Annotated in this window: 21 protein-coding genes; 11 read left to right on the top strand and 10 right to left on the bottom strand. The window is 47.1% G+C overall.

Annotation, left to right across the window (positions count from 1 at the left end):
- Positions 1-11 precede the first annotated feature (11 nt).
- On the bottom strand, positions 12-665 hold the full coding sequence (locus NBH15_RS01990; RefSeq protein ID WP_244050438.1) for an ABC transporter ATP-binding protein: 654 nt from the start codon (positions 663-665) through the stop codon (positions 12-14).
- Between the two features lie 5 nt (positions 666-670).
- Entirely contained in the window at positions 671-1384 is a 714-nt protein-coding gene (locus tag NBH15_RS01985) for a tRNA threonylcarbamoyladenosine dehydratase (RefSeq protein WP_009860627.1), read from the bottom strand.
- A gap of 138 nt (positions 1385-1522) precedes the next feature.
- On the opposite strand from NBH15_RS01985, the gene NBH15_RS01980 reads away from it, so the two are divergent.
- Entirely contained in the window at positions 1523-3490 is a 1968-nt protein-coding gene (locus NBH15_RS01980; RefSeq protein WP_250821872.1) for a beta-N-acetylhexosaminidase, read from the top strand.
- Between the two features lie 191 nt (positions 3491-3681).
- Here NBH15_RS01980 and NBH15_RS01975 read toward each other — a convergent pair whose 3' ends face one another.
- On the bottom strand, positions 3682-4812 hold the full coding sequence (locus tag NBH15_RS01975) for an OprO/OprP family phosphate-selective porin (protein WP_250821871.1): 1131 nt from the start codon (positions 4810-4812) through the stop codon (positions 3682-3684).
- Between the two features lie 641 nt (positions 4813-5453).
- On the opposite strand from NBH15_RS01975, the gene NBH15_RS01970 reads away from it, so the two are divergent.
- Positions 5454-7709, top strand: coding sequence for an inorganic phosphate transporter (locus NBH15_RS01970; RefSeq protein ID WP_250821870.1), 2256 nt, complete (start codon positions 5454-5456; stop codon positions 7707-7709).
- Between the two features lie 231 nt (positions 7710-7940).
- On the opposite strand, the gene NBH15_RS01965 is transcribed toward NBH15_RS01970, so the two are convergent.
- The gene (locus NBH15_RS01965) at positions 7941-8819 is read right to left on the bottom strand and encodes a hypothetical protein (protein ID WP_250821878.1); all 879 of its coding nucleotides are present in this window, start codon (positions 8817-8819) and stop codon (positions 7941-7943) included.
- A gap of 195 nt (positions 8820-9014) precedes the next feature.
- Between NBH15_RS01965 and NBH15_RS01960 the strand changes: the two genes are divergently transcribed.
- From NBH15_RS01960 to NBH15_RS01945, 4 genes are all read left to right on the top strand, one after another.
- On the top strand, positions 9015-10355 hold the full coding sequence (locus NBH15_RS01960; protein WP_250821877.1) for a DUF5690 family protein: 1341 nt from the start codon (positions 9015-9017) through the stop codon (positions 10353-10355).
- A gap of 30 nt (positions 10356-10385) precedes the next feature.
- A complete protein-coding gene (phnX, locus tag NBH15_RS01955) occupies positions 10386-11168 on the top strand; it encodes a phosphonoacetaldehyde hydrolase (protein WP_250821869.1) in 783 nt (260 codons plus the stop codon).
- A gap of 28 nt (positions 11169-11196) precedes the next feature.
- Positions 11197-12288 carry a 2-aminoethylphosphonate--pyruvate transaminase gene (gene phnW / locus NBH15_RS01950; protein WP_250821868.1) on the top strand — a complete coding sequence of 364 codons (1092 nt, stop codon included), beginning with the start codon at positions 11197-11199 and terminating at the stop codon, positions 12286-12288.
- Between the two features lie 249 nt (positions 12289-12537).
- Positions 12538-12813, top strand: coding sequence for an HU family DNA-binding protein (locus NBH15_RS01945; RefSeq protein ID WP_122361879.1), 276 nt, complete (start codon positions 12538-12540; stop codon positions 12811-12813).
- A 3-nt stretch (positions 12814-12816) separates the two neighbouring features.
- Here NBH15_RS01945 and NBH15_RS01940 read toward each other — a convergent pair whose 3' ends face one another.
- From NBH15_RS01940 to dapB, 4 genes are read right to left on the bottom strand one after another with little or no spacing between them, the layout of a single operon-like run.
- Positions 12817-13443 carry a WbqC family protein gene (locus NBH15_RS01940; protein ID WP_250821867.1) on the bottom strand — a complete coding sequence of 209 codons (627 nt, stop codon included), beginning with the start codon at positions 13441-13443 and terminating at the stop codon, positions 12817-12819.
- A gap of 2 nt (positions 13444-13445) precedes the next feature.
- Entirely contained in the window at positions 13446-14303 is an 858-nt protein-coding gene (gene lepB, locus NBH15_RS01935) for a signal peptidase I (RefSeq protein WP_244050431.1), read from the bottom strand.
- 6 nt (positions 14304-14309) lie between these two features.
- Complete coding sequence (lepB, locus tag NBH15_RS01930; protein WP_250821866.1) at positions 14310-15707, bottom strand: signal peptidase I; 1398 nt, start codon at positions 15705-15707, stop codon at positions 14310-14312.
- 18 nt (positions 15708-15725) lie between these two features.
- Positions 15726-16442 carry a 4-hydroxy-tetrahydrodipicolinate reductase gene (gene dapB / locus NBH15_RS01925; protein WP_010801324.1) on the bottom strand — a complete coding sequence of 239 codons (717 nt, stop codon included), beginning with the start codon at positions 16440-16442 and terminating at the stop codon, positions 15726-15728.
- 110 nt (positions 16443-16552) lie between these two features.
- Here dapB and NBH15_RS01920 point away from each other — a divergent pair, with 110 nt between their 5' ends.
- The 3 genes from NBH15_RS01920 (at position 16553) to NBH15_RS01910 (ending at position 20660) form a co-directional block, all read left to right on the top strand.
- Positions 16553-17830, top strand: a complete 1278-nt coding sequence (locus NBH15_RS01920; protein WP_250821865.1) for a DUF2851 family protein — start codon at positions 16553-16555, stop codon at positions 17828-17830.
- Positions 17831-17917: 87 nt separating this feature from the next.
- A complete protein-coding gene (locus NBH15_RS01915) occupies positions 17918-19837 on the top strand; it encodes an Ig-like domain-containing protein (RefSeq protein ID WP_244050427.1) in 1920 nt (639 codons plus the stop codon).
- Positions 19770-20660, top strand: coding sequence for a DUF3108 domain-containing protein (locus NBH15_RS01910; protein WP_244050426.1), 891 nt, complete (start codon positions 19770-19772; stop codon positions 20658-20660). The genes NBH15_RS01915 and NBH15_RS01910 overlap by 68 nt, the downstream gene beginning before the upstream one ends.
- Here the strand turns inward: NBH15_RS01910 and NBH15_RS01905 are convergent.
- Together NBH15_RS01905 and NBH15_RS01900 are read right to left on the bottom strand one after the other, a co-directional pair.
- A complete protein-coding gene (locus tag NBH15_RS01905; RefSeq protein WP_186958146.1) occupies positions 20629-21699 on the bottom strand; it encodes a sensor histidine kinase in 1071 nt (356 codons plus the stop codon). The genes NBH15_RS01910 and NBH15_RS01905 overlap by 32 nt on opposite strands.
- 5 nt (positions 21700-21704) lie before the next feature.
- The gene (locus NBH15_RS01900; protein WP_244050425.1) at positions 21705-23054 is read right to left on the bottom strand and encodes a sigma-54-dependent transcriptional regulator; all 1350 of its coding nucleotides are present in this window, start codon (positions 23052-23054) and stop codon (positions 21705-21707) included.
- Positions 23055-23400: 346 nt separating this feature from the next.
- On the opposite strand from NBH15_RS01900, the gene NBH15_RS01895 reads away from it, so the two are divergent.
- Together NBH15_RS01895 and NBH15_RS01890 are read left to right on the top strand one after the other, a co-directional pair.
- Complete coding sequence (locus NBH15_RS01895) at positions 23401-24762, top strand: TolC family protein (RefSeq protein WP_250821864.1); 1362 nt, start codon at positions 23401-23403, stop codon at positions 24760-24762.
- Positions 24763-24789: 27 nt separating this feature from the next.
- Positions 24790-26037 (top strand): efflux RND transporter periplasmic adaptor subunit, encoded by a 1248-nt coding sequence (locus NBH15_RS01890; protein ID WP_244050735.1) that lies wholly within the window; start codon positions 24790-24792, stop codon positions 26035-26037.
- Positions 26038-26039: the final 2 nt, after the last annotated feature.

Genomic DNA, 26039 nt, shown 5'->3' with positions numbered 1-26039 from the left:
TATTGTTTTTTTTACTCTAAAACGACACCGTCTTTTATGTGAATCACGCGGTCGGTGTTGGCAGCCAGTTGTTCATCGTGCGTTACGATCACAAATGTCTGGTGCATCTGGTCACGTAATTCGAAGAAAAGGCTGTGTAATTCTTCTTTGTTTTTTGTATCCAGGCTGCCCGAAGGTTCGTCAGCCAGGATGACGGCGGGGTTATTGATTAATGCACGGGCCACGGCGACGCGTTGTTTCTCGCCACCGGATAATTCAGCCGGTTTATGAGTCATACGGTCCGATAGTTTCATGAAATCAAGTATTTCCTTCGCTCTTCTTTCTGCGTCGGACGCCTTTTCCCTGGCAATCAGTGCCGGGATCATTACGTTTTCCAACGCTGTAAATTCCGGTAGTAGCTGGTGGAACTGAAATACAAAGCCGATATTCTTATTACGGAAGGCAGCCAGTTCTTTTTCGGAAAGTTTGCCTGTTTCTGTTTCGTTAATAAATAACTTACCGTTGTCGGGCGTATCCAATGTCCCGATAATCTGGAGCAACGTCGTTTTTCCGGCACCGCTGGGGCCGACAATAGCTACAACTTCACCTTTATTGATCGTCAGGTCGATGCCCTTCAATACCTGTAAATTCCCGAAACTTTTAGTAATACCCTGCGTTTGTATCATGTTGATTAAATATTTCTTATTACATAGGAAGCCAGATAACAGCCGAAAATAGCCGGCATATACGAAACTGTCCCGGTAGTCGTCCGCTTGCATTGTTCGTTTTCCACTTCCACTACGGCTTCCGGATTGGCGATTTCTGTTGAGAAAACGACCGGAATACCTTTGTTTAGTCCCATTCCCCGAAGCCGTTTGCGCACCGCTTTTGCCAATGCACAGTTGCATGTCTTGGAAATGTCAGCGATTTTCACCTGCGACGGATCGATCTTTGCTCCGGCACCCATGGATGAAACAATGGGGATTTCACGTCTGTAAGCATGATATAGCAGATATGCTTTCGGACTGAGTGAATCGATGGCATCCACGATGAAATCGTACTTTTGGGCAGAAAGAACCTCTTCTGTCCGTTCGTCACGCAGGAATTCATTGAGTATTGTCAGCTTCAATCGCGGGTTGATATCCAGTAAACGCTGCCCTACAACTTCCGCTTTCTGCATCCCTAAGGTAGAGTGTAAAGCCGGCAGTTGGCGGTTAATATTGCTGTCGTTCACCGTATCCGCATCAACAATGGTCATATGTCCTATCCCGGCACGGCATATCTGCTCGGCTGCATAAGCCCCGACGCCTCCAAGTCCTACGACCAACACATGGCAATGTGACAAGTACTCCATCCGTTCGGCCCCCAGTAAAAGTTCCGTCCGTGTGTTCCATTTGTAACTCATTTATATGTTTTTGAGCACAAAAGTAATAAATCAATCAGAAACCGCCTTTTTATTAGTCATCTTTTAACTATTCCTTCATTTCCGGTTTGTGCAGATGAGTAAAAAGCAGTAATATTGTACGCTTAAATTTAAAATATAATGAAGATAAAACGCTATTTAATGCTGGTTGCAGCGTGTACTCTCTTTTTAGGGAAAAGTTTTGCTGCCGATAACGAGAAACCGTTCGTGATACCTGAATTACAGGAATGGAGAGGTGCCCAGGGAATGTTTATTCCTTCTGCCACTTCCCGTATTGTTTATGCGGGTAAAGATCCTGCTGTTGCCCGTGTCGCTAATCAGTTTGCCGAAGATTATGAAACAATGTTCGGGCGTAAGTTGGCTGTTGTGCAGGGAAGAGCCTCTGCCGGTGACTTTGTTTTCTCCATATCCGGAGACAAACAACTGGGTGAAGAAGGATATGCCGTGAAAATAGCTGACCGTGTAACCGTATCGGCTCCCAAAGCTAAAGGTTTATACTGGGCAACCCGTACGCTTCTTCAGATGACGGAGCAAAACAGTGACCTGGCTTTGTCAAAAGGTTCAATGCGCGATTATCCGGATTATGCGATCCGTGGTTTTATGATGGATTGCGGCCGTAAATTTATCCCGATGAACTTCTTGCGCGATTACGTTAAGATGATGGCCTATTATAAGATGAATACGTTACAGGTTCATCTGAATGATAATGCATTCAAGCAATTTTATGAACATGATTGGAACAAGACGTATGCTGCATTCCGTTTGGAAAGTGAATATTTCCCGGGGCTGACGGCACGCGACGGGTATTACACTAAGAAGGAGTTTATTGCATTGCAAGAACTGGCCGACAGCCTTGGTGTTGAGATCATCCCGGAGATAGATGTCCCTGCTCATTCATTGGCATTGACACAGTATCGTCCGGAAATCGGTAGTGAGGAATATGGCATGGACCATCTGGATTTGTTCAAACCGGAAACTTATCAGTTTGTAGACAGCTTGTTCCGTGAATATCTGGAAGGACGGAATCCGGTGTTCAGAGGTAAAAAGGTGCATATCGGGACAGATGAATATTCGAATAAGAAGAAAGAGGTCGTAGAGAAGTTCCGCGAGTTTACTGACCATTATATTCGTTTTGTTGAAAGCTTTGGCAAGCAGGCGTGTGTTTGGGGAGCATTGACGCATGCAAACGGAGATACTCCTGTTAAATCGGAAAACGTATTGATGAGTGCCTGGTATAATGGCTATGCAGATCCGAAGGAGATGGTCAAGCAGGGATATGATTTGATTAGTGTACCTGATGGTTATTTGTATATCGTCCCGGAAGCCGGTTATTATTATAACTATTTGAATACGAAGATGCTTTATAATGAATGGACTCCTGCTCACGTAGGCAAAGAGGTATTCCCTGAAAAGCATAAACAGATCAAGGGCGGAATGTTTGCCGTATGGAACGATCATGCGGGCAACGGTATCAGTACGAAGGATATTCATTACCGTGTATTCCCGGCTATGCAGACATTGGCAGTCAAGATGTGGACGGGCGCGGATTGTAAGGTCCCTTATGAAACTTTCGATGCGAAGCGTATTGCGCTGGGTGAAGGGCCGGGTGTGAATGTAGCCGGACGCATGAAGGGCGAACCGCGTGCGGTGTACAATCAGGATGTTTTGAAACCGAATACAAAGACGGGCTTGAAAGAGATAGGTTATCATTATACTGTTTCATTTGATGTCTGTTCTGCCAAAGAAGAACGCGGGACAGAACTGTTCCGTTCTCCCGATGCCGTATTTTATTTGTCCGACCCGATTAGTGGTAAATTGGGCTTTGCCCGCGATGGTTATCTGAATACTTTTAATTATCAATTCTATCCCGGAGAGGAAGCGGCCATTGCTATCAGTGGAGATGAACAATCGACCCGTTTGTATGTGAATGGGCAGTTGAAAGAGGAGTTGAACAAGCAACAGCGTTTCTTTGACAAAGAGGGGAAAAGTAAACAGAATTATATCCGTACTTTGGTGTTCCCTTTAGAGAAGACCGGCAATTTCAAGAGTACGATTAAGAATGTAGAGGTTCTGAACTATTGCAAATAGATTGCTTAGGAAAGTTGGTAATAAGGGAGCTGTGTCATTTCGTGTATTTTGATACAGCTCCTTTTTATTTAGGTCTGTTTCTTTGTGGTTTGACTGATAAGAAAGAATGGATATGGCATTTTATAAGAAGTAAGTCGTGGAGATACGGAGTGGATCTGTTCGGAGTAAATAAGACGGGGGAGAGCAAGTAATCAGAATCGGAATTGCAGTCGCAATTGTATCATGTTAATATTGCATTTGCCTAATGCAGAATACTTGTCCATCCAAAGATGTGCGTAATTCAGGCGGGAGGAAATGTATTTGTTGAAATAATAATTGATGCCGATGGATATATCGTGCTGGCTTCCTCCTGTAATATGGCTGCTGAAATCATTCAGGTTCGTATAGTTGTAACGGCAGGCAAGAAGAATGGAATGTGGGTCTTCAGGCATTACTGGTATTGCATCGAGTGCGTCGTAAGCATATTTGCTCCCTTTTAAGAGGAATCCGCCCAATATATATCCTCCGTGGGCAGAATAGGAGGGTAGGGAAGAATTTTGTTTGATTTTCGTGTAAAGAAACTCTGTTTGTAACAGCCATTTTTTTTGAAACAATAGGCATTCTACGTTCGACTGAACCTGATTTTTGGCATGTTCGAATGTCAAATCCAGTGTCCGTGGAGATGGAATGTATGTAACGCCTTTTGTCTTTAACCGGATTTGTTGTTCGCCGGTTTCCGTATTTTCATCAGGGACCTTGAATAAAACTCCCGTGCCTATATGGAATAATTGTCCCGGAGAGTTCACCGGACGCCAGACGACACGTCCGGAAAAGTTATAACCGGGTTTGGTTGTCTCAGAGAAACTGAGTCCGTCGCCGCAAAAAGCACCGGCTGATAAATAATAAGAAGGAAGGGAACGTGTGTAGGATATGCCTATTCTACGGTCCGGATAGAAAGTTTCCGCCACATTGGAGGCTGTGTTGAAAATTAAATCATTTGTGCTGGTCGATTGGTCGATACTGTAATAACCGAGCATATAACCGGCACGGAAATAATTTCCGTCTTTGCCATATTCGGTGAATGCATCTTTCAGTGTTATCTTATTATTTGCAAAGCCTACATCTATTTTGGTATACCAGTTCGAATAGATACGGACTTTGGCTGCCAGCCGGACATCTGCGATATGCGTTCCGGCATGTAACTCTTTGGGAGAATGAATATAAACACCGCCATCCAGGAATAAACGGCCTGATAATTTCCAGTCGATAGGTGAAGAATCCGGCGTTGCAAAAACTGAAAAAGCAAAAAGAATAAGTAGAAATAAGATTGTTATCCGTCTCATGAAAAATGTTCCTTTACAGTATTGAAACTGTAAAGGAACGAAAAAAATGGAAAAAATCGAAGTGATATTGTAAAGATATTGGTTATAGACCGAGTTATATCGTTTATTATTAAGACAGGAATTTTGAAAATACCCCTACTGGTATGGAAAGAAATATTGTAGTTTGGAAGATACAAAAAAATGAAAGGGAAAGTCTGGATTTAACTCCAGGTCTTTCCCTCTCTTACTTAACCGACCCCCTTATTTCCCAATAAGTTTTATATTACAAATGTATGTGATTTGTGATTATGATTTGTTTCATTAATCAACCAAATTAGGAAGAACGGCAGACAAATATCAGCTAATGTATTCATATAAGGTTCTTTAATAAGGATGAAGACTCGTTTTTGGGGAAATAGTTTTGGAAAGAATGTCAAGAAAGATGGGACTGTTTCGATATCAGTGTATTGTGTCCGATACGGTCTGCCGGGTTCGGTATTCCATATTTATAAAAGAAAAGCCTCCTGCGCGCTAACTTTCTTTTTTCTCCCTTGTTTTAATAATAAGGGCGTTTTAACAATTGTAACATGTTTGTAATATCTGTGTAACACATGTGAAATATTTGTTTCAGACCTTTGTTGTCGAATATGTAACACTCATTTATGGAAACATTCTATCTGTTCCTCGTAATTTTTCTTTTCGTGCTGGCGGTATTTGACCTGTCGGTCGGAGTTAGTAATGACGCAGTAAACTTTTTGAATTCTGCAATCGGTTCGAGGGCCGCATCGTTTAAAACTATTATGGTCATCGCCGCAATCGGTATTTTTGTCGGCGCTTCTTTGTCAAACGGTATGATGGATATTGCCCGGCATGGGATTTATCAGCCGCAACACTTCTTTTTCTCTGAGATTATGTGTATCCTGCTGGCTGTTATGCTGACCGATGTCGTACTGCTCGATATCTTTAATTCATTGGGGATGCCGACATCGACGACCGTTTCGCTTGTGTTTGAATTGCTGGGAGGTACGGTGGCCCTGTCGCTGGTCAAGATAGCCAATTCCAACGGTGCTTTGCAGTTGGGGGATTTGCTGAATACCGATAAGGCCTTTACCGTGATTCTGGCCATCTTCCTTTCTGTGGCGATTGCTTTCTTTTTCGGAAGCGTGGTACAATATATTTCGCGTCTCATCTTTACATTTAATTATAAGAAACATACAAAATACTTTATAGCGCTGTTTGGCGGCCTGGCGGCTACTTCCATCCTTTATTTTATGCTGATAAAAGGGTTGAAGGAAAGTTCGTTTATGACCGGTAATCTGAAAGAGCTTATTTACGGCAATACCAGCATGGTTGTGTGGGGAGCATTTATTTTCTTCACTATCCTGATGCAAATCCTTCACTGGCTGAAAGTGAATGTATTCAAGATTATTGTGATGCTGGGTACTTTTGCCCTGGCGCTGGCTTTTGCCGGAAATGATCTGGTGAACTTTATCGGTGTTCCTCTGGTCGGCTATTCTTCTTATATGGATTTGATGGCACAGGGGGGAACGACGACGACGGATACATTCCTGATGGGTTCGCTGCTTGCCCCGGCTCAGACACCCTGGTATTTCCTGGTCGGTTCCGGTCTGGTGATGGTGATTGCACTGGCTACTTCCAAGAAGGCGCATAATGTGGTGAAGACTTCGCTGGATTTATCCCGCCAGTCGGAAGGAAACGAGAGCTTCGGTACATCGCCGGTGGCACGTATGCTGGTCCGTACTTGCAATAATGCTTCTAGTACGATTCTGAGTGTGGTTCCTCCAAAGGTAAAGGACTGGATTGACAGCCGTTTTAATAATGATGAAATTATTCTGGAAGACAAAGCCAGCTTTGACCTGGTCCGTGCTTCGGTTAATGTGGTGCTTTCGGGATTGCTGATAGCATTGGGTACTTCTTTGAAGTTACCGCTTTCAACGACTTATGTGGCATTTATGGTGGCAATGGGTAGTTCGTTGGCCGACCGTGCCTGGGGACGTGAAAGTGCGGTTTACCGTATTACCGGTGTGTTGTCGGTTATCGGCGGATGGTTTATTACGGCGGGAGCTGCTTTTACGATTTGCTTCCTGGTTGCTATCGTTATTTATTTCGGAGGTATTGCTGCGATGGCAGCAATGGTCGGCCTGGCAGTTTATATGTTGATACGCAGTCAGATTGCTTATAAGAAAAAGATGAAGAAAGAAGCCCTGAAGGAAGAAGTGAACACGACAGTTGCCAAACTGCGTGATACGACAGACAGCCGCGAAGCCCTTTTTTTGTTCCGTGAACATAGCCGTGAAGAATTACAGTCGGTATTGCTGTTTACTGCGGATGCACTCGACCGCTCCGTCCATGGTTTCATGAATGAAAATCTCCGGGAGCTGCGTAAAGTCCTGAATGAAATAGAAGAGAAAAAGATACATTTGAAGCAAGTAAAACGTGTCGGTACGCTGGGCGTAACGCATCTGGAACACGATATTGCCGTCGAAAAGGGATTGTATTATTATCAGGGGAATGATTTCGCCAGCGAGATTATCTTCAGTGTCCGCCGTCTGACAGAACCCAGCAAGGAGCATGTGGATAATAACTTCAGTCCGCTCAACGATATTCAGAAAGAAGATTTCAGCAAAATGACGGAGAGCATCATTACTTATCTGAAACGCTGCGCTGTCATGATTGAAATGAACGATTATCATCGTTTGGACGATGTCATAGTCGAATCCGTCTCCTTGACCAACCAGCTCACCGCCCTGAAGAAAGGTGAATTGAAACGTATCCAGGGACAGAGCGGAAGTACGAAGGTAAGCATGGTCTATCTGAATATGGTACAGGAAGCGCAGAACGTTGTATCGTTTACTGCAAACCTGGTGAAAGTAAGCCGTAAATTCCAAAAGGAATAAGGATGAAAAACGGCACCGGGGCAAAATGACTTATAATGTTATTCGCTAGTCGATTACAGTTTCCTCGTAGTTCCTGTTTCAGGAAACTGTAGTTCCCCGGGCAGGGAACTGTAATTTCCTGGGCAGGGAACGCGAGTTTCCAAGGCAGGAAACCGCAGTTTCCTAATAAGGAAATTGTAAGGAAACTATAAGGAATTTATAAAGGAACTATCAGAGAAGAAGATGCCGGCTTTATAATGCCAGCATCTTCTTTTCTTTTATCAGGTCGCTTTCATCCATGCGGAGAGAAGGGACGGTGCACATTTTGATGTAATCGCCGGTCTGGCAGGTGTAGTCGTAATAGGATTGTTGTTCGGGCGTGAAGTCTTCTTTGGCTATCAGGCCGTTTTTCATTGCCAGAAACTCTGCGATGTCCGTACTTTCCGATTCCTTTATGAGGACGATACGGCGGGCGACCGGATTGCGGTTGTAATCCAGTCCCAGATATAAACCGCGCAGCTGGCGGGGATTCTTGAACATGGGAATTTGCAGATAGACAGTAACCAGCGTTAACGGGGGAACCGGATTTTCACTGAACATGCAATAGAAGTTTTGAGGGTCCCCGTTTACCCCGATGCCCCATTGTGCTTCATCGTATGCATTGAGCCGGCCGATACGGATATGGTCCTTATTGTCGGACAATGTGATTATATAAGGTTCGCATTTCAGGCAATCGCTGGAGGAGGAGAGGCTATAGCTGGTATATAACCCGCAGATGTTGGCTGTCTTCCGGGCGGAAAGAGATAATTCCTCGTTGAGCGACTCGATGAAAGGAATCCCTTTCTGTGTGTGCAATGCCGCCGGTTCCAGTTCGTCGAGACGGTTCAGCGTGTCTTCCAGTCCCGAAAGCAGTTTTCTTTTGGATACGTTATTAACCAGCGATAGCGCCTGGTCGAGCGCCTCTTCCTGCGGCATTGTTTTGGCCGATTCAAAATAGGCGGGCAAGACGGTCGTATAGAGCGATGACAATACGCTCGGAGCCATTCCCACCCAATCGGCTATTTCTTTCATCTTCGTACCGTTGTTCCTTAAATATTCAATCCTTTTGTAGAGTTCTGAGAAGTCATTCATCATGTAACATTTTCTTTAATACAATACAAAATAACGCCCCGTTTGTTGCATTTCCGTTACATGAATGTTACATAAATATTTCTTTATAATTTATTGATATTTAGTTATATATTAATAATACATATTCATGTGTTCAGTAATATTCCTGTAACATCTCCGGGATACTTTTGCCGTCGAAAACAAAATGACAGCATGATGAATAATTTGTTACATATCAACGAAACAACCCGGAAACGTCTTTCCGATTTTCTTTTTATCCTTTGGGCCGGAGGTGCCGCCTTGTTATCCTATTCATTAGTATATGCACTACGCAAACCTTTTACGGCTGCCTCCTTTGAAAATGCGGAATTCTTCGATTTGGATTATAAAGTGGTGGTGACAATCTCACAGATACTGGGATATGTCATTTCCAAATTCATAGGGATTAAGCTGATTTCTGAGTTGAAGCCGGAAGAACGGTTTAAGTTTATCCTCACTTCTGTGGTGCTGGCGGAGTCTTCACTTATTTTATTCGGATTGCTTTCCACGCCGTTCAATGTGGCTGCCATGTTTCTGAACGGGTTGTCGCTGGGATGTATGTGGGGAGTCATTTTCAGTTTTATCGAAGGACGCCGGGTGACGGATATTCTGGCAAGCCTGCTGGGAGTCAGTATGGTGATTAGTTCGGGTACGGCCAAGTCTGTCGGGTTGTATGTCATGAACCATCTCCATGTAAGCGAGTTCTGGATGCCGGCCCTGATTGGCGGCGTTGCGCTTCCCCTCTTGTTGTTGCTCGGTTGTGCGCTGAACAAACTTCCGGAGCCTAACAAAGAAGACATCGCCATGAAGTCTGAACGCGAAACGTTGAACGGACAGCAGCGCTGGGAGTTGTTTAAGAGCTTTATGCCTTTCCTCAGTATGCTTTTTGTGGCAAACATAGCTATTGTAGTCCTGCGGGATATAAAAGAAGATTTCCTGGTGAATATCATAGATGTCACTGCTTATTCTCCCTGGCTTTTTGCCCAGATTGACAGTGTGGTGACGTTGATTATCCTGGGGATATTCGGTTTGATGGTCTTTGTGAAAGACAATCTGAAAGCATTATCTGTCCTGTTCGGTCTTATCATCATGGGAATGATTGCAATGTCGGTCGTTTCTTTCGGGCAGGACCGGTTTCATCTGTCGCCTGTGACATGGCTGTTTATCCAGAGTCTGTGCCTGTATATTGCCTATCTGACTTTCCAGACTATCTTTTTCGACCGGTTCATCGCCTGTTTCAAAATACGTGGAAATGTAGGGTTCTTTATCGTGACGACAGACTTCCTGGGATACACTGGAACCGTATTGGTTCTTATCCTGAAAGAGTTTTGCAACCCCCATATTAATTGGGCGGTATTTTATAATCAACTAGCCGGTTATGTTGGCATCTTTTGTTGTATCACTTTCATCTGTTCTTTCGTATATTTGCATCAACGTTTCCGTAAAGAAACGGGTATGACAGCCGCCAGGGAAGAGACACTTGAAGCCACTCCGCAGAATGCCATCACCGTAGCCTGAGAGAAATAATAAAAACTAGTATATAAAGTTATGAAGAAGATTTCGTGTGTAATTATGGACTGGGCCGGAACGGCCGTCGATTTTGGTTGTTTCGCTCCTTTGAACGCCTTCCTGAAAGTCTTTTCGGAAGAAAAAGGAATAGACATTACTTACCGTCAGGCACGTGAACCGATGGGACTTCTCAAGATAGACCATATCAAGGCTATTCTGAATATGCCGGAGGTGAATGATAAATTCCGTGCACGTTATGGCCGCGACTGGAATATGGACGACGTGAACGAGATGTATCAGAGTTTCGAAAAGCATCTGTTCGCTTCCCTTAAAAACTTTACGACTCCGATACCCGGTGTACTGGATACTATCCGACTGTTACGTGAAGACGGACTGAAGATTGGTTCGACAACCGGCTATACGCAAGCTATGATGGACGTGGTCCGTCCGGGTGCCGCCGCAAAAGGTTATGTGGTGGACAACCTGGTGACTCCCGATGATGTCCCCGCAGGCCGTCCGGCTCCCTATATGATTTATAAGAATATGATTGACCTGGCTATCCCGTCGGTGGATAATGTGGTGAAGGTGGGCGATACGATTGCCGATATCAAAGAGGGAGTGAATGCGAAAGTATGGGCTGTCGGCCTTATAACGGGAAGTAACGAGATGGGCATTTCGGAAGAAGAATACAACCGCCGCTCTGCCGACGAACTGGCCGGACTGAAACACGAAGTACGTGAACGCATGTTGGCTGCCGGTGCCCATTTCGTATTGGATAACATCACGGAACTTCCTGCTTGCATTGAGAAAATTAACAGATAAAATAAGGACATAATAGATATCATTAAATATGAGAAATTATCTTTTGCTGACACCCGGCCCATTAAGTACGTCACAGACAGTGCGCGAAGCCATGCTCCAGGATTGGTGTACCTGGGATAAAGATTATAATGGAGGAATCGTAACCCCAATCCGTAAAGGTCTGCTGGCTATCGCCGGGCTGGATGAAAACGAATATACCGATGTGCTCCTGCAAGGCAGCGGAACCTACTGTGTGGAAGCAACCATCGGAGCCGCCGTGAAACCGACCGACAAACTGCTTATCCTTGCCAACGGCGCTTACGGGAAACGTATGGCGCAGATTGCCGGATATTACCATATCGACCATATCCTGGTCTCTTTGCACGAAACAGAACTGATAACAGGTGAAGTTGCCCGCCGTGCCCTTGAAGAGAATCCGGGCATTACCCATCTTTCGATGGTACACAGCGAAACGACGACCGGCTTGCTGAACCCGATTGAAGAGGTGGCGGAAGTCATTCGCGGCAAGGGCATCACTTTTATTGTCGATGCCATGAGCAGCTTTGGCGGTGTACCTATCGACATGAAGAAGCTGGATATCGACTTCCTGGTGAGCAGTGCCAATAAATGTATCCAGGGAGTTCCCGGATTCGGTTTTATCATTGCAAAGAGGGAAAAGCTGATGGCTTGCAAAGGTGTGGCCCGTTCATTGTCACTGGATCTCTATGACCAGTGGGAAACGATGGAGAAGGGTGGAGGTAAATGGCGTTTCACGTCTCCCACACATGTAGTCCGTGCCTTTTACCAGGCTATGAAAGAGCTGAACGAAGAAGGAGGCATTGCCGCCCGTTACGAACGTTATAAAAAGAACCATCGTACATTGGTTGACGGAATGCGTGCACAAGGTTTCAAGACCTTGCTTCCCGATGCTTCCCAGGGTCCGATTATCACTTCTTTCCTCTATCCACATGCCGGGTTTGATTTTAACGCATTCTATGCTGCTCTGAAGCAGAAAGGATTTGTGATTTATCCGGGTAAAATATCCGATGCGGATACTTTCCGTATCGGTAATATCGGCGATGTATTCCCGGAAGATATGGAGAAGTTGCTGGAGGCAATCCGGGATACAGACTACAAATAGAATATAACTCTGAAAATAGTTGATATACTATATTATAACCGGATGTTGCCGCTCACTTCCGGTTATAATTAGCCCAATCTGAAAAAAATGCAAGAATAATGAACCGATAATTGCTTTTATATTGTATATGATAATAATTTTGAGTACGTTTGCTCCCATTAAAAATCAAGTTATTCAGGAGATTGTTCGAAATTGATTCATCAGTGCCTATTTAGTTGATGGATGGTAGTAATTTAATAATAAAAGCAAATGAAACGGTCAGATTTAATTGCAGCTATAGCTGCAGAAAGTGGTTGTAGTAAGAAAGATGTGGATGCAATGCTTGAAGCATTTTGTTCTGTTGCGACTGATGCACTTCGCCAGAGGGACCCAATAGTGCTGAAAGGATTTGGTACTCTTTCTCCAAGAGAGCAGAACAGCCGTCCGGCCCGCAATCCCAAGACAGGTGAGGTTGTTATTATCCCGAAACGTCTGAGTGTGAAGTTCAGCGTTGGTAAGTTCCTTTTTGAAGACCTGAACAAGTAACTACTATCGGTGGGCGATGGAATCCCGCAGGACGAGTATTCCTTCCGGTCCCATATTGAATAGTAAGTCTACGATACTTAAGTTGGGGAGGAATCCGAATTTATCCTGGAATACCTGGTAATAGGGTTGCGGGAGAAAGGCGGAATCTTCCCCTTCGTGTTTCGGGCGGATGATTTCCCGGAAATCGTTCGGTACTTCCGGAATGTAAGTCTCCGTATAGACAACGTTCGGTTGCAGGTCCAGCAACCGGCAGACCAGCATGCGCAGCTCCTCGTTGAAATCAAACAGGAACTCATATTTCTTTTCGTAGAACGGTGCGAAATCTTCCTCGTAATATTCAAAGAACGGACTCGTATTATAGGCCGATACCAGTGCATTCCAATGCAGGTGGCGCCAGTTCCCGTGGTCGGATATGCGGATATCCTTTGTCGGGCATTTCAGCGTGTCGGGTTTGACGATGGGGACGGAGAGTGACAGTGGACCGTTGGCAGCCGCGATTGTACAGCGGTTGCGGTAGGTTTGCTTCAGATAGTTTTCAGCTGTTTCTATCCGTACCTCTTCAAATTGGTAGAGTTTGCAGTATTGTTGTACCGGGCCCAGATAGGCCGAAGAAATATATACAGGTTGCATGATTAGTTTACGGGTTTAAAAATTCGTTGCCGGTCTTTGCTGTACCAACAGAGCCAGGCGTTTCCAATGATATGGTTGCGTGGGATGAATCCGAGGTGACGCGAGTCCACCGCTTCGTTGGCATTATCGGAAAGCATCCAGTAATAATCCTGGTTGAAGAAGAAGAAATCTGTTTCCCGACCGTCCAGGAATAACTTCCCGTCACGGAATACGGCCTTGTCGCCGGCTTCGGCCCGGATGGCTTCACGGCAGGCGGTGAGTGCTGCTGCATTGAGGCGGTAGGCTCTGCCTTTTTGGGGAACGACCAGTTCGTACGTATCCATCGGGTTTTTAAGGAAACGGATGTTGGCATCTTCCGATAATTCTTCTCGTATCTGATATTCCTCAAAGGAAGTCAGGTTGAAGGAGATGCCGAACGGTTCTTCTTTCATCTCCCTGAGCGGGATATTCAGTTTCTTCTGTGCCGCCAGAACTTCCTCCTGTGCCGCCTGTGTCACGATATAAGTATTGAGTGACCGGGGGGAATGAGGAATCAGCCTTCCGTTTACCCGGTATCCGTCATTACTAATCCGGATTGTGTCGCCTGGCATACCGATACAACGGCTCAGAAATAGCGGGCTCGATGTCGTATCTTTCAGCAGCGGACTGGTAAATAAAACCACCCGGTTGCGCCCCGGGTTGTCTTTCTGCGGGAGCTTGTTCACCAGAATATAATCGCCTTTATGCAGGGCAACTTCCATGGAGTCGGTCGACACGTGATACGACTCCATACAGAAATAACGGATTACCATAACGCCCCCCACCAGCAACACGATTGTCACCAGCCATTTTATAACAGATATGGAGGAACGTTCAGCCATAAATAATTAATCTGGATGCACCATGCGGAACAGACGGTTCCAGCGGATACCACCGTCGAACAGGCTGCGGTCTTTATCCAGTGACAACCAGATAAGGATAGGCTTTCCTACGATATGGTCTTCCGGAACAAATCCCCACGAGCGGCTGTCGGCACTGTTGTGACGGTTGTCGCCCATCATCCAGTAATAATCATATTTAAATGTATAGTCTGTTTCCGGCTTGCCGTTGATATAATATGTACCGTCTTTTTCTTCCAGTGTATTGTTTTCGTAGTTTTTGATGCAACGACCGTATAGAGCGATGTTTCGTTTGTTTAGCGGTATTGTTGCCCCTTTCTTCGGAATCCACAGCGGACCGTAGTTGTCGCGTGTCCAACCAGTTTCATACCATGCCGGATAAGTCAACCCCGAAAATGCATCCGGTTCGATTACAATCTTTTTTACAATAGGCAGTTTCTCGGCTATCGCCAGTGCTTTCTTGGTCAGTGGCATGCGGTAGACCGGATTGTACTGTCCGGGGGCAATCGATTCGAAACCGAGGAAAGACATTAAATCCTGGTAATATCCGTTGTTGGAGACCAGTACCCGGTCTTCTTTGCTTACGTTCATCAGGCGGAACTGTTCTTCTGTGATAGGGGAACCATCCGTTTCGACGTAATAACAGAACTGCATATTCTCCGGATTCTCTGCCGCTTTACCATCGATATATACCTGGTTGTCGCGTATTTCTATGGTGTCGCCCGGCATACCGATGCAACGTTTCACATAGTTTTCACGTTTGTCTACAGGGCGGTAGACTACATCCCCGAAGGTGTTTTTATCCATCCAGATGCGTTCACGTCCGTACTGCATAACCAGTTCGTCGTAGCTCGGATTTTGCTGTTTCAGGGCAACCGTGTCGCCGGCAGGGAAGTTGAACACTACGATATCGTTGCGTTTTACATGACCGAAACCTTTTACCCGTTTGTAACCCCATTCCGGCCAGTCCAGATACGATTTACAGTTGAAGAACGGCAGCGTGTTCTGTACCAGTGGGAACGACAGCGGAGTGTTCGGGACACGAGGACCATAACTCAGCTTGCTTACAAACAGATAATCGCCTACCAATAAAGATTTCTCCAACGAAGAACTCGGAATCTGGTAATTCTGGAAGATGAACAGATTAATGAAATAGACGGCAATCAGCGCGAACAGGATATCGTCCACCCATTCCAACGCATTTCGTACCGCCGGATTCTTTGACCGTTTCCAGGCTCCCCAGGGAATATATTTTGTCAGGAAAATATCTATGAGTACAATCAACCCGAACAACAACCAGAGGTTCTGCATCCAGATTGAAAAGAGTATATACAGCACGGCAGAGATGCCGAACTTAATCCATTGTTTCTTGGAAATTTGTTTCATTTGCTGACTAATGTGGAATTAAAATTTAAGCATATCGTCCATACCCAGAAAGCCTTTCTTCCCGGCGGTAAATTCAGCGGCAACGACAGCGCCGAGTGCGAAACCTGCGCGGCTCTTGGCGTCATGTTTGATACTGATATAGTCGACATCCGACTCATAGGTCACCTCGTGGATGCCCGGCACTTCGCCTTCGCGGATGGCGTGGATTGGCAGGTCGGTCGGCTGTTCGGCTGTTTCCAATGTCCAACGGTCTTTCCGGTCTACGTTTTCAATGATTCCTTCTGCCAGTGTGATAGCGGTACCGCTCGGAGCATCCAGCTTATGGATATGGTGCGTTTCCGTCATGCTGATATTGTAGGAAGGGAAATTATTCATGATTTTCGCCAGGTACTTGTTGAGGGCGAAAAAGATATTTACTCCGATGCTGAAATTGGAAGCGTAGAAGAAAGTCTTGCCTTCCTTTTCACATTTCTCTTTTATCTCGCCGATACGGTCCAGCCAGCCGGTCGTGCCGGAAACAACGGGAACGCCGGCAGCGAAACTCTTCATATAATTGTCGAATGCCGTGGCCGGAGTCGTGAACTCGATGGCTACATCTGCGCTCTTGAAATTAGCTGACTGAAATTCTTCCGGGTTGTTTATATCTACGATAGAGACGATTTGGTGTCCTCTGTTCAATGCAATCTGCTCGATGGTTTTACCCATCTTTCCGTAACCGATAAGTGCAATCTTCATAATCTTTTCAGAATAAAATGAATAAATAAGCTAATAACTTAGCCTTCAGGGGTGCAAATATAAAGAAAATGAATTAGATTTGTGGCATAAATCTTAACTCTGAAAAGAATATGGAACGTTTATTACATTATGTTTGGAAATACAGACTGTATCCAACGACTTCGCTTCTTACTACTGACGGACGTACAGTATCGGTCATTGACCCCGGAACACCCAATACCGACGCGGGCCCGGACTTCTTCAATGCAAAGATGAAAATAGACGGCACTTTGTGGGCCGGGTGTGTTGAAATCCATGACAAAGCCTCCGACTGGCTGCTTCATCGCCATGATAAGGACAAGGCTTATGATGCCGTTGTTCTCCATATTGTGGAGGTGTCGGACTGTATCGTTTACCGGATGAACGGGGAAGTTATTCCGCAAATGGAACTGGCAGTGCCGGAGTCGGTTGTACGGAATATCGACTGGTTGCTCCATCATGACAGCTCTCTTCCCTGTGCCGGATATATTCCTCAAATGGAGCCCGTTCACATTACATCGTGGTTGGGGGCTCTACTCGGCGAACGGCTGGAACGGAAAACGACCGATATATTCCATTTGCTGGAGCAGTATGCCGGCGACTGGAACGAAGTCTTTTATATTACTTTAACCCGCAATTTCGGTTTCGGTGTGAATAACGACATCTTCGAGCGTCTAGCCAAGAGCTTACCGCTCAGGTATATTCAGAAGCAACGCGGCAGCAGTTCGCAGGTCGAAGCGATGCTCTTCGGACAGGCGGGGATGCTGAATGAAGCGATCGATTGTCCTTATTACCGTTTGTTGCAACGCGAGTATCAGTTTCTCCGTTATAAATTCGGACTGACTCCGCTGGACTGTTCCCAATTCAGGAACCTTCGTACCCGGCCCATCAATTTTCCCTGTCTGAAACTGGCGCAACTGGCGGCTGTCTGGACGCAATACGATACCTTGTTTTCTGTTGTCCTGACGGCAGGCAGTATCGGTGAGATTAAGCAATGTCTGCGTGTCACACCTTCCGCTTATTGGGAGACGCATTATCATTTCCGATGCGCTTCCGCTATAAAAGAGAAAACAGTCGGGGAGAATTCTTTGTGTATATTATTGATAAATACGGTAGTTCCTATTCTTTTCGCTTACGGGGTCAGGAATAAGCAACCCGAATACTGCGAGCGTGCAATCCGTATCCTTGAAAATCTCCCTCCGGAGAAGAATACGATTGTTTCGGGTTTCAGTCGGGCAGGGATAAAAGTCTGCCATGCAGGTGACAGTCAGGCGCTGATCCAGTTGAAACGGGAGTATTGCGAAAAGAAGAAATGTTTGTATTGCCGGATCGGGTTCAGGTATCTGAAACGGGGTATTCCCTCTTTATAGAATGCAAAGATTTCTTATTTAGCGTATATATCACTATTAGTCACCGGATTTTTCCCTATTTTTGCCATCTGATTAAAAAGCGATTGAATGGGTAACAGATATATAAAAGATTTATTGCTGGTACTGTGCGGAGTGTTTCTGTTGGTAACCATGTATTCGTGTGCCAATATGGCTTCTCCGAACGGGGGACCTTACGATGAGACCCCCCCAAAATTCATAAGCAGTCTGCCTGCCCCCAATCAGACGAATTATAAGGGGAAGAAGGTGGAGATTCTGTTTGATGAACTGGTTCAGCTGGACAAGCCGTCGGAGAATGTAATCATCACGCCGCCGCAGATGCAATTACCTGTGATCCGTGCCGCGGGAAAGAAGGTCGTAGTCGAACTGAAAGATACACTGAAAGAAAATACGACTTATACGATCGACTTCACCAACTCGATCTCCGATAATAACGAGAAGAATGTATTCGAGAATTTCTCCTTTGCCTTCTCTACCGGTGATGTGATCGATACGCTGGAGGTATCGGGTATTTTGCTGAATGCCGAAAACCTGGAACCTATGCCCGGTATCACGATCGGTCTGCATAAGAACCTGGAGGATTCGGCTTTTGTGAAACTGCCTTTCGACCGTACTTCGCGTACGAACGATAAAGGACAGTTCACCATCCGCAATATCTCTCCGGGCAGTTACCGTATCTTCGGTCTGAACGATGTCAACCGCGACTATAAATTCGACCAGCCGGGCGAGGAGATTGCGTTTAACGACTCCATTATCATCCCCTCGCTGGAGTTGACCACCCGGCAGGATACGCTTTGGAAAGACAGCCTGACCATCGATACGATCCGTACGGTTGCCTATACGCGTTATTTCCCGGATGATATCGAATTGCGTCTGTTCAAGGAAGACTTCGTGCGCCAGTATCTGCTGAAACCGGAGCGCCAGCAGGAAAACTTGCTGACCATACGGTTTAATGCTCCGCTGGACACCGTACCGCTTCCGAAGCCGCTCAACTTTACCCCGGAGAATCCTGACTGGTTCTTTACACAGGAAACGGAGGCGGGAAAAGGCGTTAATTTTTGGCTGACCGATTCGCTGGTCTGGAAACAGGATACGTTGCAGGTGGAGCTGTCGTATCCGAAGAGCGACTCGCTGAACATTCTCCGGCCGCAAACCGATACGCTTCAGTTCGTGATGCGCCGTCGTCCCGAAAAGAAGAAAAAGAAGAAAGATGACGAGCCGGAACCGATCGTCTTCCTGGGTATGCAGATCGATGCGCCTGGTTCGATGGACTTGTTCGATACCGTATCCGTTACGTTCAATGAACCGATCCTCGAACTGCCGAAGGAAGTCTTCTATCTGGACCAGAAGGTTGATACGGTGTGGACTCCGGTTGATTTCGAGCTTTTCCCGGACTCTACCAATAGTCTGAATTACTTCATTCGCCGTCCGTGGAAATATGCCGAGGAGTATCGCCTGTCGGTGGATTCGGCAGCGATCTTCAGTCTTTATGGCAAGTGGAACGAACCGTATTCGGCTGAGTTCAAGATTAAGAAAGAGGATGAATACGGACACTTATATATTAATGTAGAAGGAATTGATACGACCGCTTATGTGGAATTGCTGAACGGTAGTGATGCCCCGGTGCGGAAGGCAAAGGTAAAGAATGGCGGTGTCCTTTTCATGGATCTGAAACCGGACAAGTATTATGCACGCCTGGTGGTCGACCTGAATGACAACGGCAAATGGGATACCGGTAATTATGCCGATAAACGCCAGCCGGAAGAGGTTTACTATTCGCCCGTGCAGTATAACGTATTACAGAACTGGCAGGTAGAAGAGACCTGGAATGTCAAGGCAACCCCATGGGCAAAACAGAAACCTATCGAGATTACAAAGAATAAGCCGAAAGAGGCAACCAAGAAGAAAAGAAATTACAAAGATGAAGGACAACAGAAGTCTTCTTCGCGCAATAGCGGTATGGGTGGCAGCATGGGTATGCCGTTCTAAAGGAACCGGTTTATGTCTGCTGATCCTGTTGTTGCTCCTTTCCGGAGTGGCCGGTGCGCAGACTATTCCGGTGAAAGAGCGGTTCAATGCCGGTGAGGAGGTGCAATATGAATTGTACTTCAAGTGGGGTATTTTGATGCCGCGTGCCGGACAGGCAACCTTATCTATTAAAGATACCCGCTATGAGGATAATCCGGCTTATCATTATAACCTGTTGTTCCGTACTTCCGGCATGTTTGAGAAGATATTCTCCATGCGTGATACGATCGACTGTTATTTTACACCCGAGATGTTGCTGCTCCGTAGCGAGAAACGGGTGAATGAGAATGACTACTATCTGATCGACGATCTGAAGTTCTCTTATACTAAAGGGAAGACTTTGGCCCATTCCCATCGCTATACGCCTTCACGGACGAAGATCGATACGATGATCGTTTCCGAACAATATATGTTCGATATGCTGGGTGCAACCATGTACCTCCGTTCGCTGGACTGGGATAAGATGAAACAGGGTGATGAATTTCCGTTTCATGTGGTGATTGGACGAGACCGGATCAACATCAGTTTTCGCTATACCGGGCAGCAGATCGTGGAACGCAACGAGACGCTGAAATACCGTACCCGACATTTCTATATCGATATTTTTGACGACGCTTTCACCCAAAGTAAGGCGGCTGCCGAAATATGGATCGGGGACGATGAAAACCATATCCCGGTCAAGATTCGTGCCAAGCTGAAGATAGGAGCGGCCGAGGTCTATTACAAATCATCCAAAGGATTGCGTTACCCACTTACTTCGCGGGTGGAAATTCCCCGGCGTTAGGCAGTGAGAGGGTGAAACGTGTTTCGGAGTAAGGTTGTGAACTGACCTGGAGTTCGCCGCCATGCATCCGTACGATCTGGCGTGAAAGGCTCAGGCCGATACCCGTACCCTTGTTCTTGGTTGTGAAGAAAGGAATGAAAATATCTTCCAGCATATCGTGAGGGATGCCCGGCCCGTTATCTGTTATTTCTATCAGGGTCGTGGTGCCGGTTTGTTTTACTGTGAGTGAGATTTCACCGTTATCCTGTCCTTCCAATGCTTCCATCGCATTTTTCAACAAGTTGATCAAGACCTGTGAGAGCAGTTCTTCATCGGCATTGACTGTTATTTCGTCCTGACAGAGGTAAACAGTCAGACCGATCTGTAAACGTTGCAGGTCCGACTGGAACAGTAGTTCGATGTTGCGTACCTGGCGGGAGAGGGAGAACGGATTGGGATTGGGAGCCTGCAACCGTGCCAGTTGGCGGTATGAATTGGTGAAATTCATAAGGCTCTGTCCCTGGCTCTTGATCGTATCCAATCCACGGACCGTCTTCCGGATAGTGGCGTCGTTGATCTCGTCGCAGCTTTTCGTCGTGTCGTTGCTCCGGTAATAGGAGAGGAGCGTGCCTGAGAGGGAGACGATCGGAGCGATCGAATTCATGATCTCGTGGGTCAGGACGTGCATCAACTTGTCGTATGCCTCGTATTCCTTCCGTAACAGTTCGCGTTCGAACTCTTTCTGCTTGCTCTCCGTCATCAGGCGGTGGATGCGGTTGAATGCCGTATGCAGACGGCGTTGTTCTTCCGGTCCGCTGTTTTCGGGAAAGTAAAGCATCGACTCATTGTCTTCGATGGCGTCGAGGAACAGTTGGATACGGCGGTTCGATGTATTGAGGAAATAGACGAGGACCCCGACCAGCCATAAGGCGATCAGCAAGGTGACGCATCCCAGTATGATGGCTTTACCGGTGATAATACCCGTTAGTCCTACGCCGGCAACAAGGAGGATGACTGCGACCTGGAAGACTATCTTCAGATAGATGCGTGTGCTAAACATTCGTTTCACAGGTTGAACCGTTTTAGTTTGTTATATAAGGTCTGCCGGCTTACTCCCAGTTGTTCGGCGGCTGCGGTCAGGTTGCCGTCGTTCTGGGTAATAGCCGCCTCGATCGTCTTGCGCTCCACTTCTCCCAGGTTGGGGGTATCGGAGAACGAGACGGATTTTCCGGGACGGATAAAGAGGTCAGCGGCACGGATTACATTCTTCTCGGCCAGGATCACTGCTTTCTCGATGGTATGTTGCAACTCGCGTATGTTGCCCGGCCAATTGTAACGTTCCAGTTTGGCCGTTGCCTGTGGGTGGATGGTCAGGCCCGGCTGATTGTACAGGGCCGTATACTTTTTCAGGAAATAGTCGATGAAAAGAGGAATGTCTTCCCGGCGGTTCCTGAGAGGCGGTATTTCTATTTGTATGGTGTTGATGCGATAGTAGAGGTCTTCCCGGAAAAGAGACTGCTTCACCAGTTCCGGCAGGTCGCGGTTGGTGGCGGCGATCAGACGTATGTCGACCGGGATTTTGCGGTTGCTTCCCAGTCGGGTGACTTCGCGGTTCTGCAGGGCGGCGAGCAGTTTGGCTTGCAGGCCGACCGGGAGGTTACCTATCTCATCCAGAAACAGGGTACTTCCGCTGGCAGCCTCGAATTTACCCGGACGGCTTTCGCGGGCATCGGTAAAGGCACCTTTTTCATGTCCGAACAGTTCGCTTTCGAAAAGGGATTCGCTGACGGCTCCCATGTCGACGTTGATCATTTCCCGGCGGCTGCGGAGCGACAGGCGGTGTATTTCGCGGGCGAGCATTTCTTTACCCGTACCGTTCTCGCCGGTGATAAGGATATTCGCATCTGTTTTGGCAACCTTGGTCACGACCTTGATCAGTTTCATCATAACGGCGGAATGCCCGATGATCATGGCTGGTTCTGCGGGCCGGTCGGGTCGGTTACGGTCGGTCTTCTGTTTGACCTTTTCCCGTTCTACGGCTTGTAAGGCGGAGTGTATCTTTTCGAGCAGGACTTCGTTGTCCCAGGGTTTGAGTATAAAATCAACGGCTCCGCTTTTCAGGGCTTTGACAGCTAGTTCCACATCTCCGTAGGCGGTAAGCATGATGACTGGCAGTTCGGGGGCTATTTCCCGGATACGGCGTAGCCAGAACAGGCCTTCGTTTCCGGTGTTTACGCCTGCGGAGAAATTCATATCGAGAATGACAAGGTCGACCGGCATCGTATCCAGCACGGATAGGATGCTGTTCGGGTTGGAGGCGGTCTCTACCCGTTCGAATTCATCTTCCAATAATAATTCGAGCGAAGTCAATACACTTTTATTATCATCTACAATGAGAACTGTTCCGGTTTGCATACGATTAATTTTTCCGTAAAGGTATCGGCTTCCGGGGTACTATGCAAATGAGCGTCAAAATATTTGACACTAATAACAGGATAATATAACACTATAGTCCTAATCCGATTAGCACTCGTATGTTAAGGCAGTCAGCACAGTAGTGCTGGTGAGGGTAACACTACTGTGCTGGCCCCGTATCAGGCATAGGGGGAGGGCTTGTTCTTTTATGATTGACACGTCAGCGTCCATATTTTTGACAATCGGGCGTCCATATATTTTACACCTTGCGAGGCTGTTTCTTTTGTGCGTTTTGATAATCAATCAGCGTGAAATGTGGCACGCCTTTTGCTTTTACATGTGCATGATGAAAATGCAAATAACAATTAAATATGGATTGCGGTTAGCCTGTCTGTTGCTGTTTGGTTCGGCAGTGGGAGCAGGTGCACAGGAATCCTGGAGTGTCGACTCTTGCATGCGCTATGCGCTGGAGAGGAACCTGGCATTGAAAAACAGCCGGCTGGATACCCGTATCGCTCGCGAAGACTTTACGGCGGCGATAAGTGATTTCCTGCCTTCGGTCAGTACCAGCGGGGCTTTCGGGAAACGGATGGGACGTTCGGTCGACCCGAAAACGAATTTGTATACCACCTCTTCCTTCGTGGAAAGTACGCTGGGGGTCGATATATCATTGCCTGTCTTCGACGGATTCAAACGTATCAACCGGGCGCAGTTCACCCGGCTGAACAGGCAACTGAGCAGCGTTGCCGGGAAAGCGGAGGAGAATCAGGTGGCTTTCGAGGTGATGGACGCTTATTATGTATATATCTTTGACAGGAAGATGAGTGCCCTGGCTGCCGAACAACGTAAACTAAGCGAGCGTTACCATGAGCAGATGCTTGAATATGTGGACCTCGGCCTTCGTTCTCCTTCTGACCTTCAGGAGGTGAAAGCCCGTTTGCAGAACGATATTTATCAGGAGACGGTGAAGAAGAAGACGGAGCGTCTTTCTTTTCTTGCATTAAAAGAGTTGTTGCAGATGCGCGATTCGGACTCTTTATCCGTTAGTGACAGAGAGGGGGATGACAGCGAGTTGCCGCTTCTTGCCGGCTATTCGGCTCCGGAAGTGTATGCAGAGTCGGAGACTGCGCTTCCTGAGTTCCGGATGATGGATTTGCGGGAACAGGCGTCGCGAAAGTCGCTCGCCATCGCGTCGGGAGCTTTCTCGCCTTCCATCCGTGCGGATTTCAGCCTTTATTCGAGTTACTATGATACGGAACGCGATGCGGACGGACATATCTCTTCGTTCGGGCAGCAGATGAAAAACAATTGGAACAAATATATCGGTCTGCGGGTATCTTTCCCTATATTCAGCGGTTTGTCCCGCTTTACGGCAGTCAGGAAAGAGCGTTTCCGCCTGCAACAGGTAAGGAATAACAACGACCAGCAACGAATATCCTTATATAAGGAGATAGAAGATGCCTGCCTTTCCTTACAGGCTTCGGCAGAGGAACATCATCAGGCTAAACTGCAATTGCAGGCAGCAGCAACCACCCTCAAAGAGAACGAGGAGAAGTGGGAGGAAGGTATGGTATCCGTCTTCGAACTGATGGAGAAACGTAACCTGTATATCCAGGCCAAAGCAGAACTGGCCCGTACCCGGCTGCAATATGACCTGAAACACCGGATGGTCGAGTTTTACCGTACCGGTTCATTTTTAGTAAAATAACAACAAAGAACAGATATGAATAACAACATGGACACCCCTATCGAACGGAAATCCCGTTTGAAGAAGAAACATCTGTATGCGATGGCAGGAGGCGCTTTCTTCCTGGTCTGCCTGCTTTACTTTATTTTCCGCGATACCTCTTCCTCCATGAAAGTGGACAAGGAACGGCTGACCATCTCCACCATCGTCCAGGGTGAGTTTAATGATTATATCCGTGTGATAGGGCAGGTGCTCCCGGACCGTATCATCTACCTTGATGCCATCGAGGGCGGCCGGGTGGAAGAACGCCTGATAGAAGAAGGGGCACAGGTCAAGGCCGGCGATGTTATCCTCCGCCTGAGTAACCCGCTGCTGAATATCGGTATCCTGCAAAGCGAGGCAGACCTTGCTTATCAGGAGAATGAACTCCGTAACACCCGCATCAGCATGGAACAGGAACATCTGCGCCTGCAACAGGACCGTATCAGCCTCAACAAGGAACTGGTACAGAAGGACCGCCGTTACCGGCAATACGAACGCCTGTATAACAAACAACTCCTGGCCCGCGAAGATTTCCTGCTGGCAAAGGAGGACTACGAAAGCGCCCGCGACCAGCTTGTCGTGCTGGACCAGCGTATCCGCCAGGACGACCTTTTCCGCAGCAGCCAGCTGGAGAGCCTGGATGAGAATATCCGGAACATGAAACGGAGCCTCTCCCTTGTCCGCGAACGGTTGGAGAACCTGAAGGTGAAAGCCCCCGTCAGCGGCCAGCTGGGCAATCTCGAAGCACAGATAGGGCAGTCTATCGCCCAGGGGGAACGTATCGGGCAGGTCATCACCCCCGAACTGAAGGTGGAGGCCAAGATTGACGAACATTATGTGGAACGGGTGATGCCCGGCCTTCCCGCCAGCTTCGAGCGTGAAGGGAAGACCTACGACATGGAAGTGACAAAAGTCTACCCCGAAGTGCGCGACGGACAGTTCCGTACCGACCTTCATTTTACCGGAGGACGCCCGGAGAATATCCGTGCCGGGCAGACCTATCACTTGAACCTGCAACTGGGTGACCCCGTACAGGTTATCTTGATTCCCCGCGGTAGCTTCTACCAGGCAAGCGGCGGCCTGTATGTATATGTCGTGGATGAGGACGAGACCGTCGCCCGCCGCCGTCCGGTGAAGATAGGCCGCCAGAATCCGCAGTATTATGAAGTGACCGAAGGTGTGAAACCGGGCGAGAAAGTGATTATCTCCGGCTATGAACTCTTCGGTGAAAACGAACGATTGATTATCAGATAACA

The organism is Parabacteroides caeci (assembly GCF_023656795.1).
Taxonomy (GTDB): domain Bacteria; phylum Bacteroidota; class Bacteroidia; order Bacteroidales; family Tannerellaceae; genus Parabacteroides; species Parabacteroides segnis.
Note: the sequence above shows the minus strand (reverse complement) of the source record. Positions and strands in the feature narration are given on the sequence as shown.

Coding starts and splice junctions, on each gene's coding strand:
- NBH15_RS01990 (WP_244050438.1), bottom strand. CDS start 665: ATGATACAAACGCAGGGTATTACTAAAAGTTTCGGGAATTTACAGGTA.
- NBH15_RS01985 (WP_009860627.1), bottom strand. CDS start 1,384: ATGAGTTACAAATGGAACACACGGACGGAACTTTTACTGGGGGCCGAA.
- NBH15_RS01980 (WP_250821872.1), top strand. CDS start 1,523: ATGAAGATAAAACGCTATTTAATGCTGGTTGCAGCGTGTACTCTCTTT.
- NBH15_RS01975 (WP_250821871.1), bottom strand. CDS start 4,812: ATGAGACGGATAACAATCTTATTTCTACTTATTCTTTTTGCTTTTTCA.
- NBH15_RS01970 (WP_250821870.1), top strand. CDS start 5,454: ATGGAAACATTCTATCTGTTCCTCGTAATTTTTCTTTTCGTGCTGGCG.
- NBH15_RS01965 (WP_250821878.1), bottom strand. CDS start 8,819: ATGAATGACTTCTCAGAACTCTACAAAAGGATTGAATATTTAAGGAAC.
- NBH15_RS01960 (WP_250821877.1), top strand. CDS start 9,015: ATGAATAATTTGTTACATATCAACGAAACAACCCGGAAACGTCTTTCC.
- phnX (WP_250821869.1), top strand. CDS start 10,386: ATGAAGAAGATTTCGTGTGTAATTATGGACTGGGCCGGAACGGCCGTC.
- phnW (WP_250821868.1), top strand. CDS start 11,197: ATGAGAAATTATCTTTTGCTGACACCCGGCCCATTAAGTACGTCACAG.
- NBH15_RS01945 (WP_122361879.1), top strand. CDS start 12,538: ATGAAACGGTCAGATTTAATTGCAGCTATAGCTGCAGAAAGTGGTTGT.
- NBH15_RS01940 (WP_250821867.1), bottom strand. CDS start 13,443: ATGCAACCTGTATATATTTCTTCGGCCTATCTGGGCCCGGTACAACAA.
- lepB (WP_244050431.1), bottom strand. CDS start 14,303: ATGGCTGAACGTTCCTCCATATCTGTTATAAAATGGCTGGTGACAATC.
- lepB (WP_250821866.1), bottom strand. CDS start 15,707: ATGAAACAAATTTCCAAGAAACAATGGATTAAGTTCGGCATCTCTGCC.
- dapB (WP_010801324.1), bottom strand. CDS start 16,442: ATGAAGATTGCACTTATCGGTTACGGAAAGATGGGTAAAACCATCGAG.
- NBH15_RS01920 (WP_250821865.1), top strand. CDS start 16,553: ATGGAACGTTTATTACATTATGTTTGGAAATACAGACTGTATCCAACG.
- NBH15_RS01915 (WP_244050427.1), top strand. CDS start 17,918: ATGGGTAACAGATATATAAAAGATTTATTGCTGGTACTGTGCGGAGTG.
- NBH15_RS01910 (WP_244050426.1), top strand. CDS start 19,770: ATGAAGGACAACAGAAGTCTTCTTCGCGCAATAGCGGTATGGGTGGCA.
- NBH15_RS01905 (WP_186958146.1), bottom strand. CDS start 21,699: ATGTTTAGCACACGCATCTATCTGAAGATAGTCTTCCAGGTCGCAGTC.
- NBH15_RS01900 (WP_244050425.1), bottom strand. CDS start 23,054: ATGCAAACCGGAACAGTTCTCATTGTAGATGATAATAAAAGTGTATTG.
- NBH15_RS01895 (WP_250821864.1), top strand. CDS start 23,401: ATGAAAATGCAAATAACAATTAAATATGGATTGCGGTTAGCCTGTCTG.
- NBH15_RS01890 (WP_244050735.1), top strand. CDS start 24,790: ATGGACACCCCTATCGAACGGAAATCCCGTTTGAAGAAGAAACATCTG.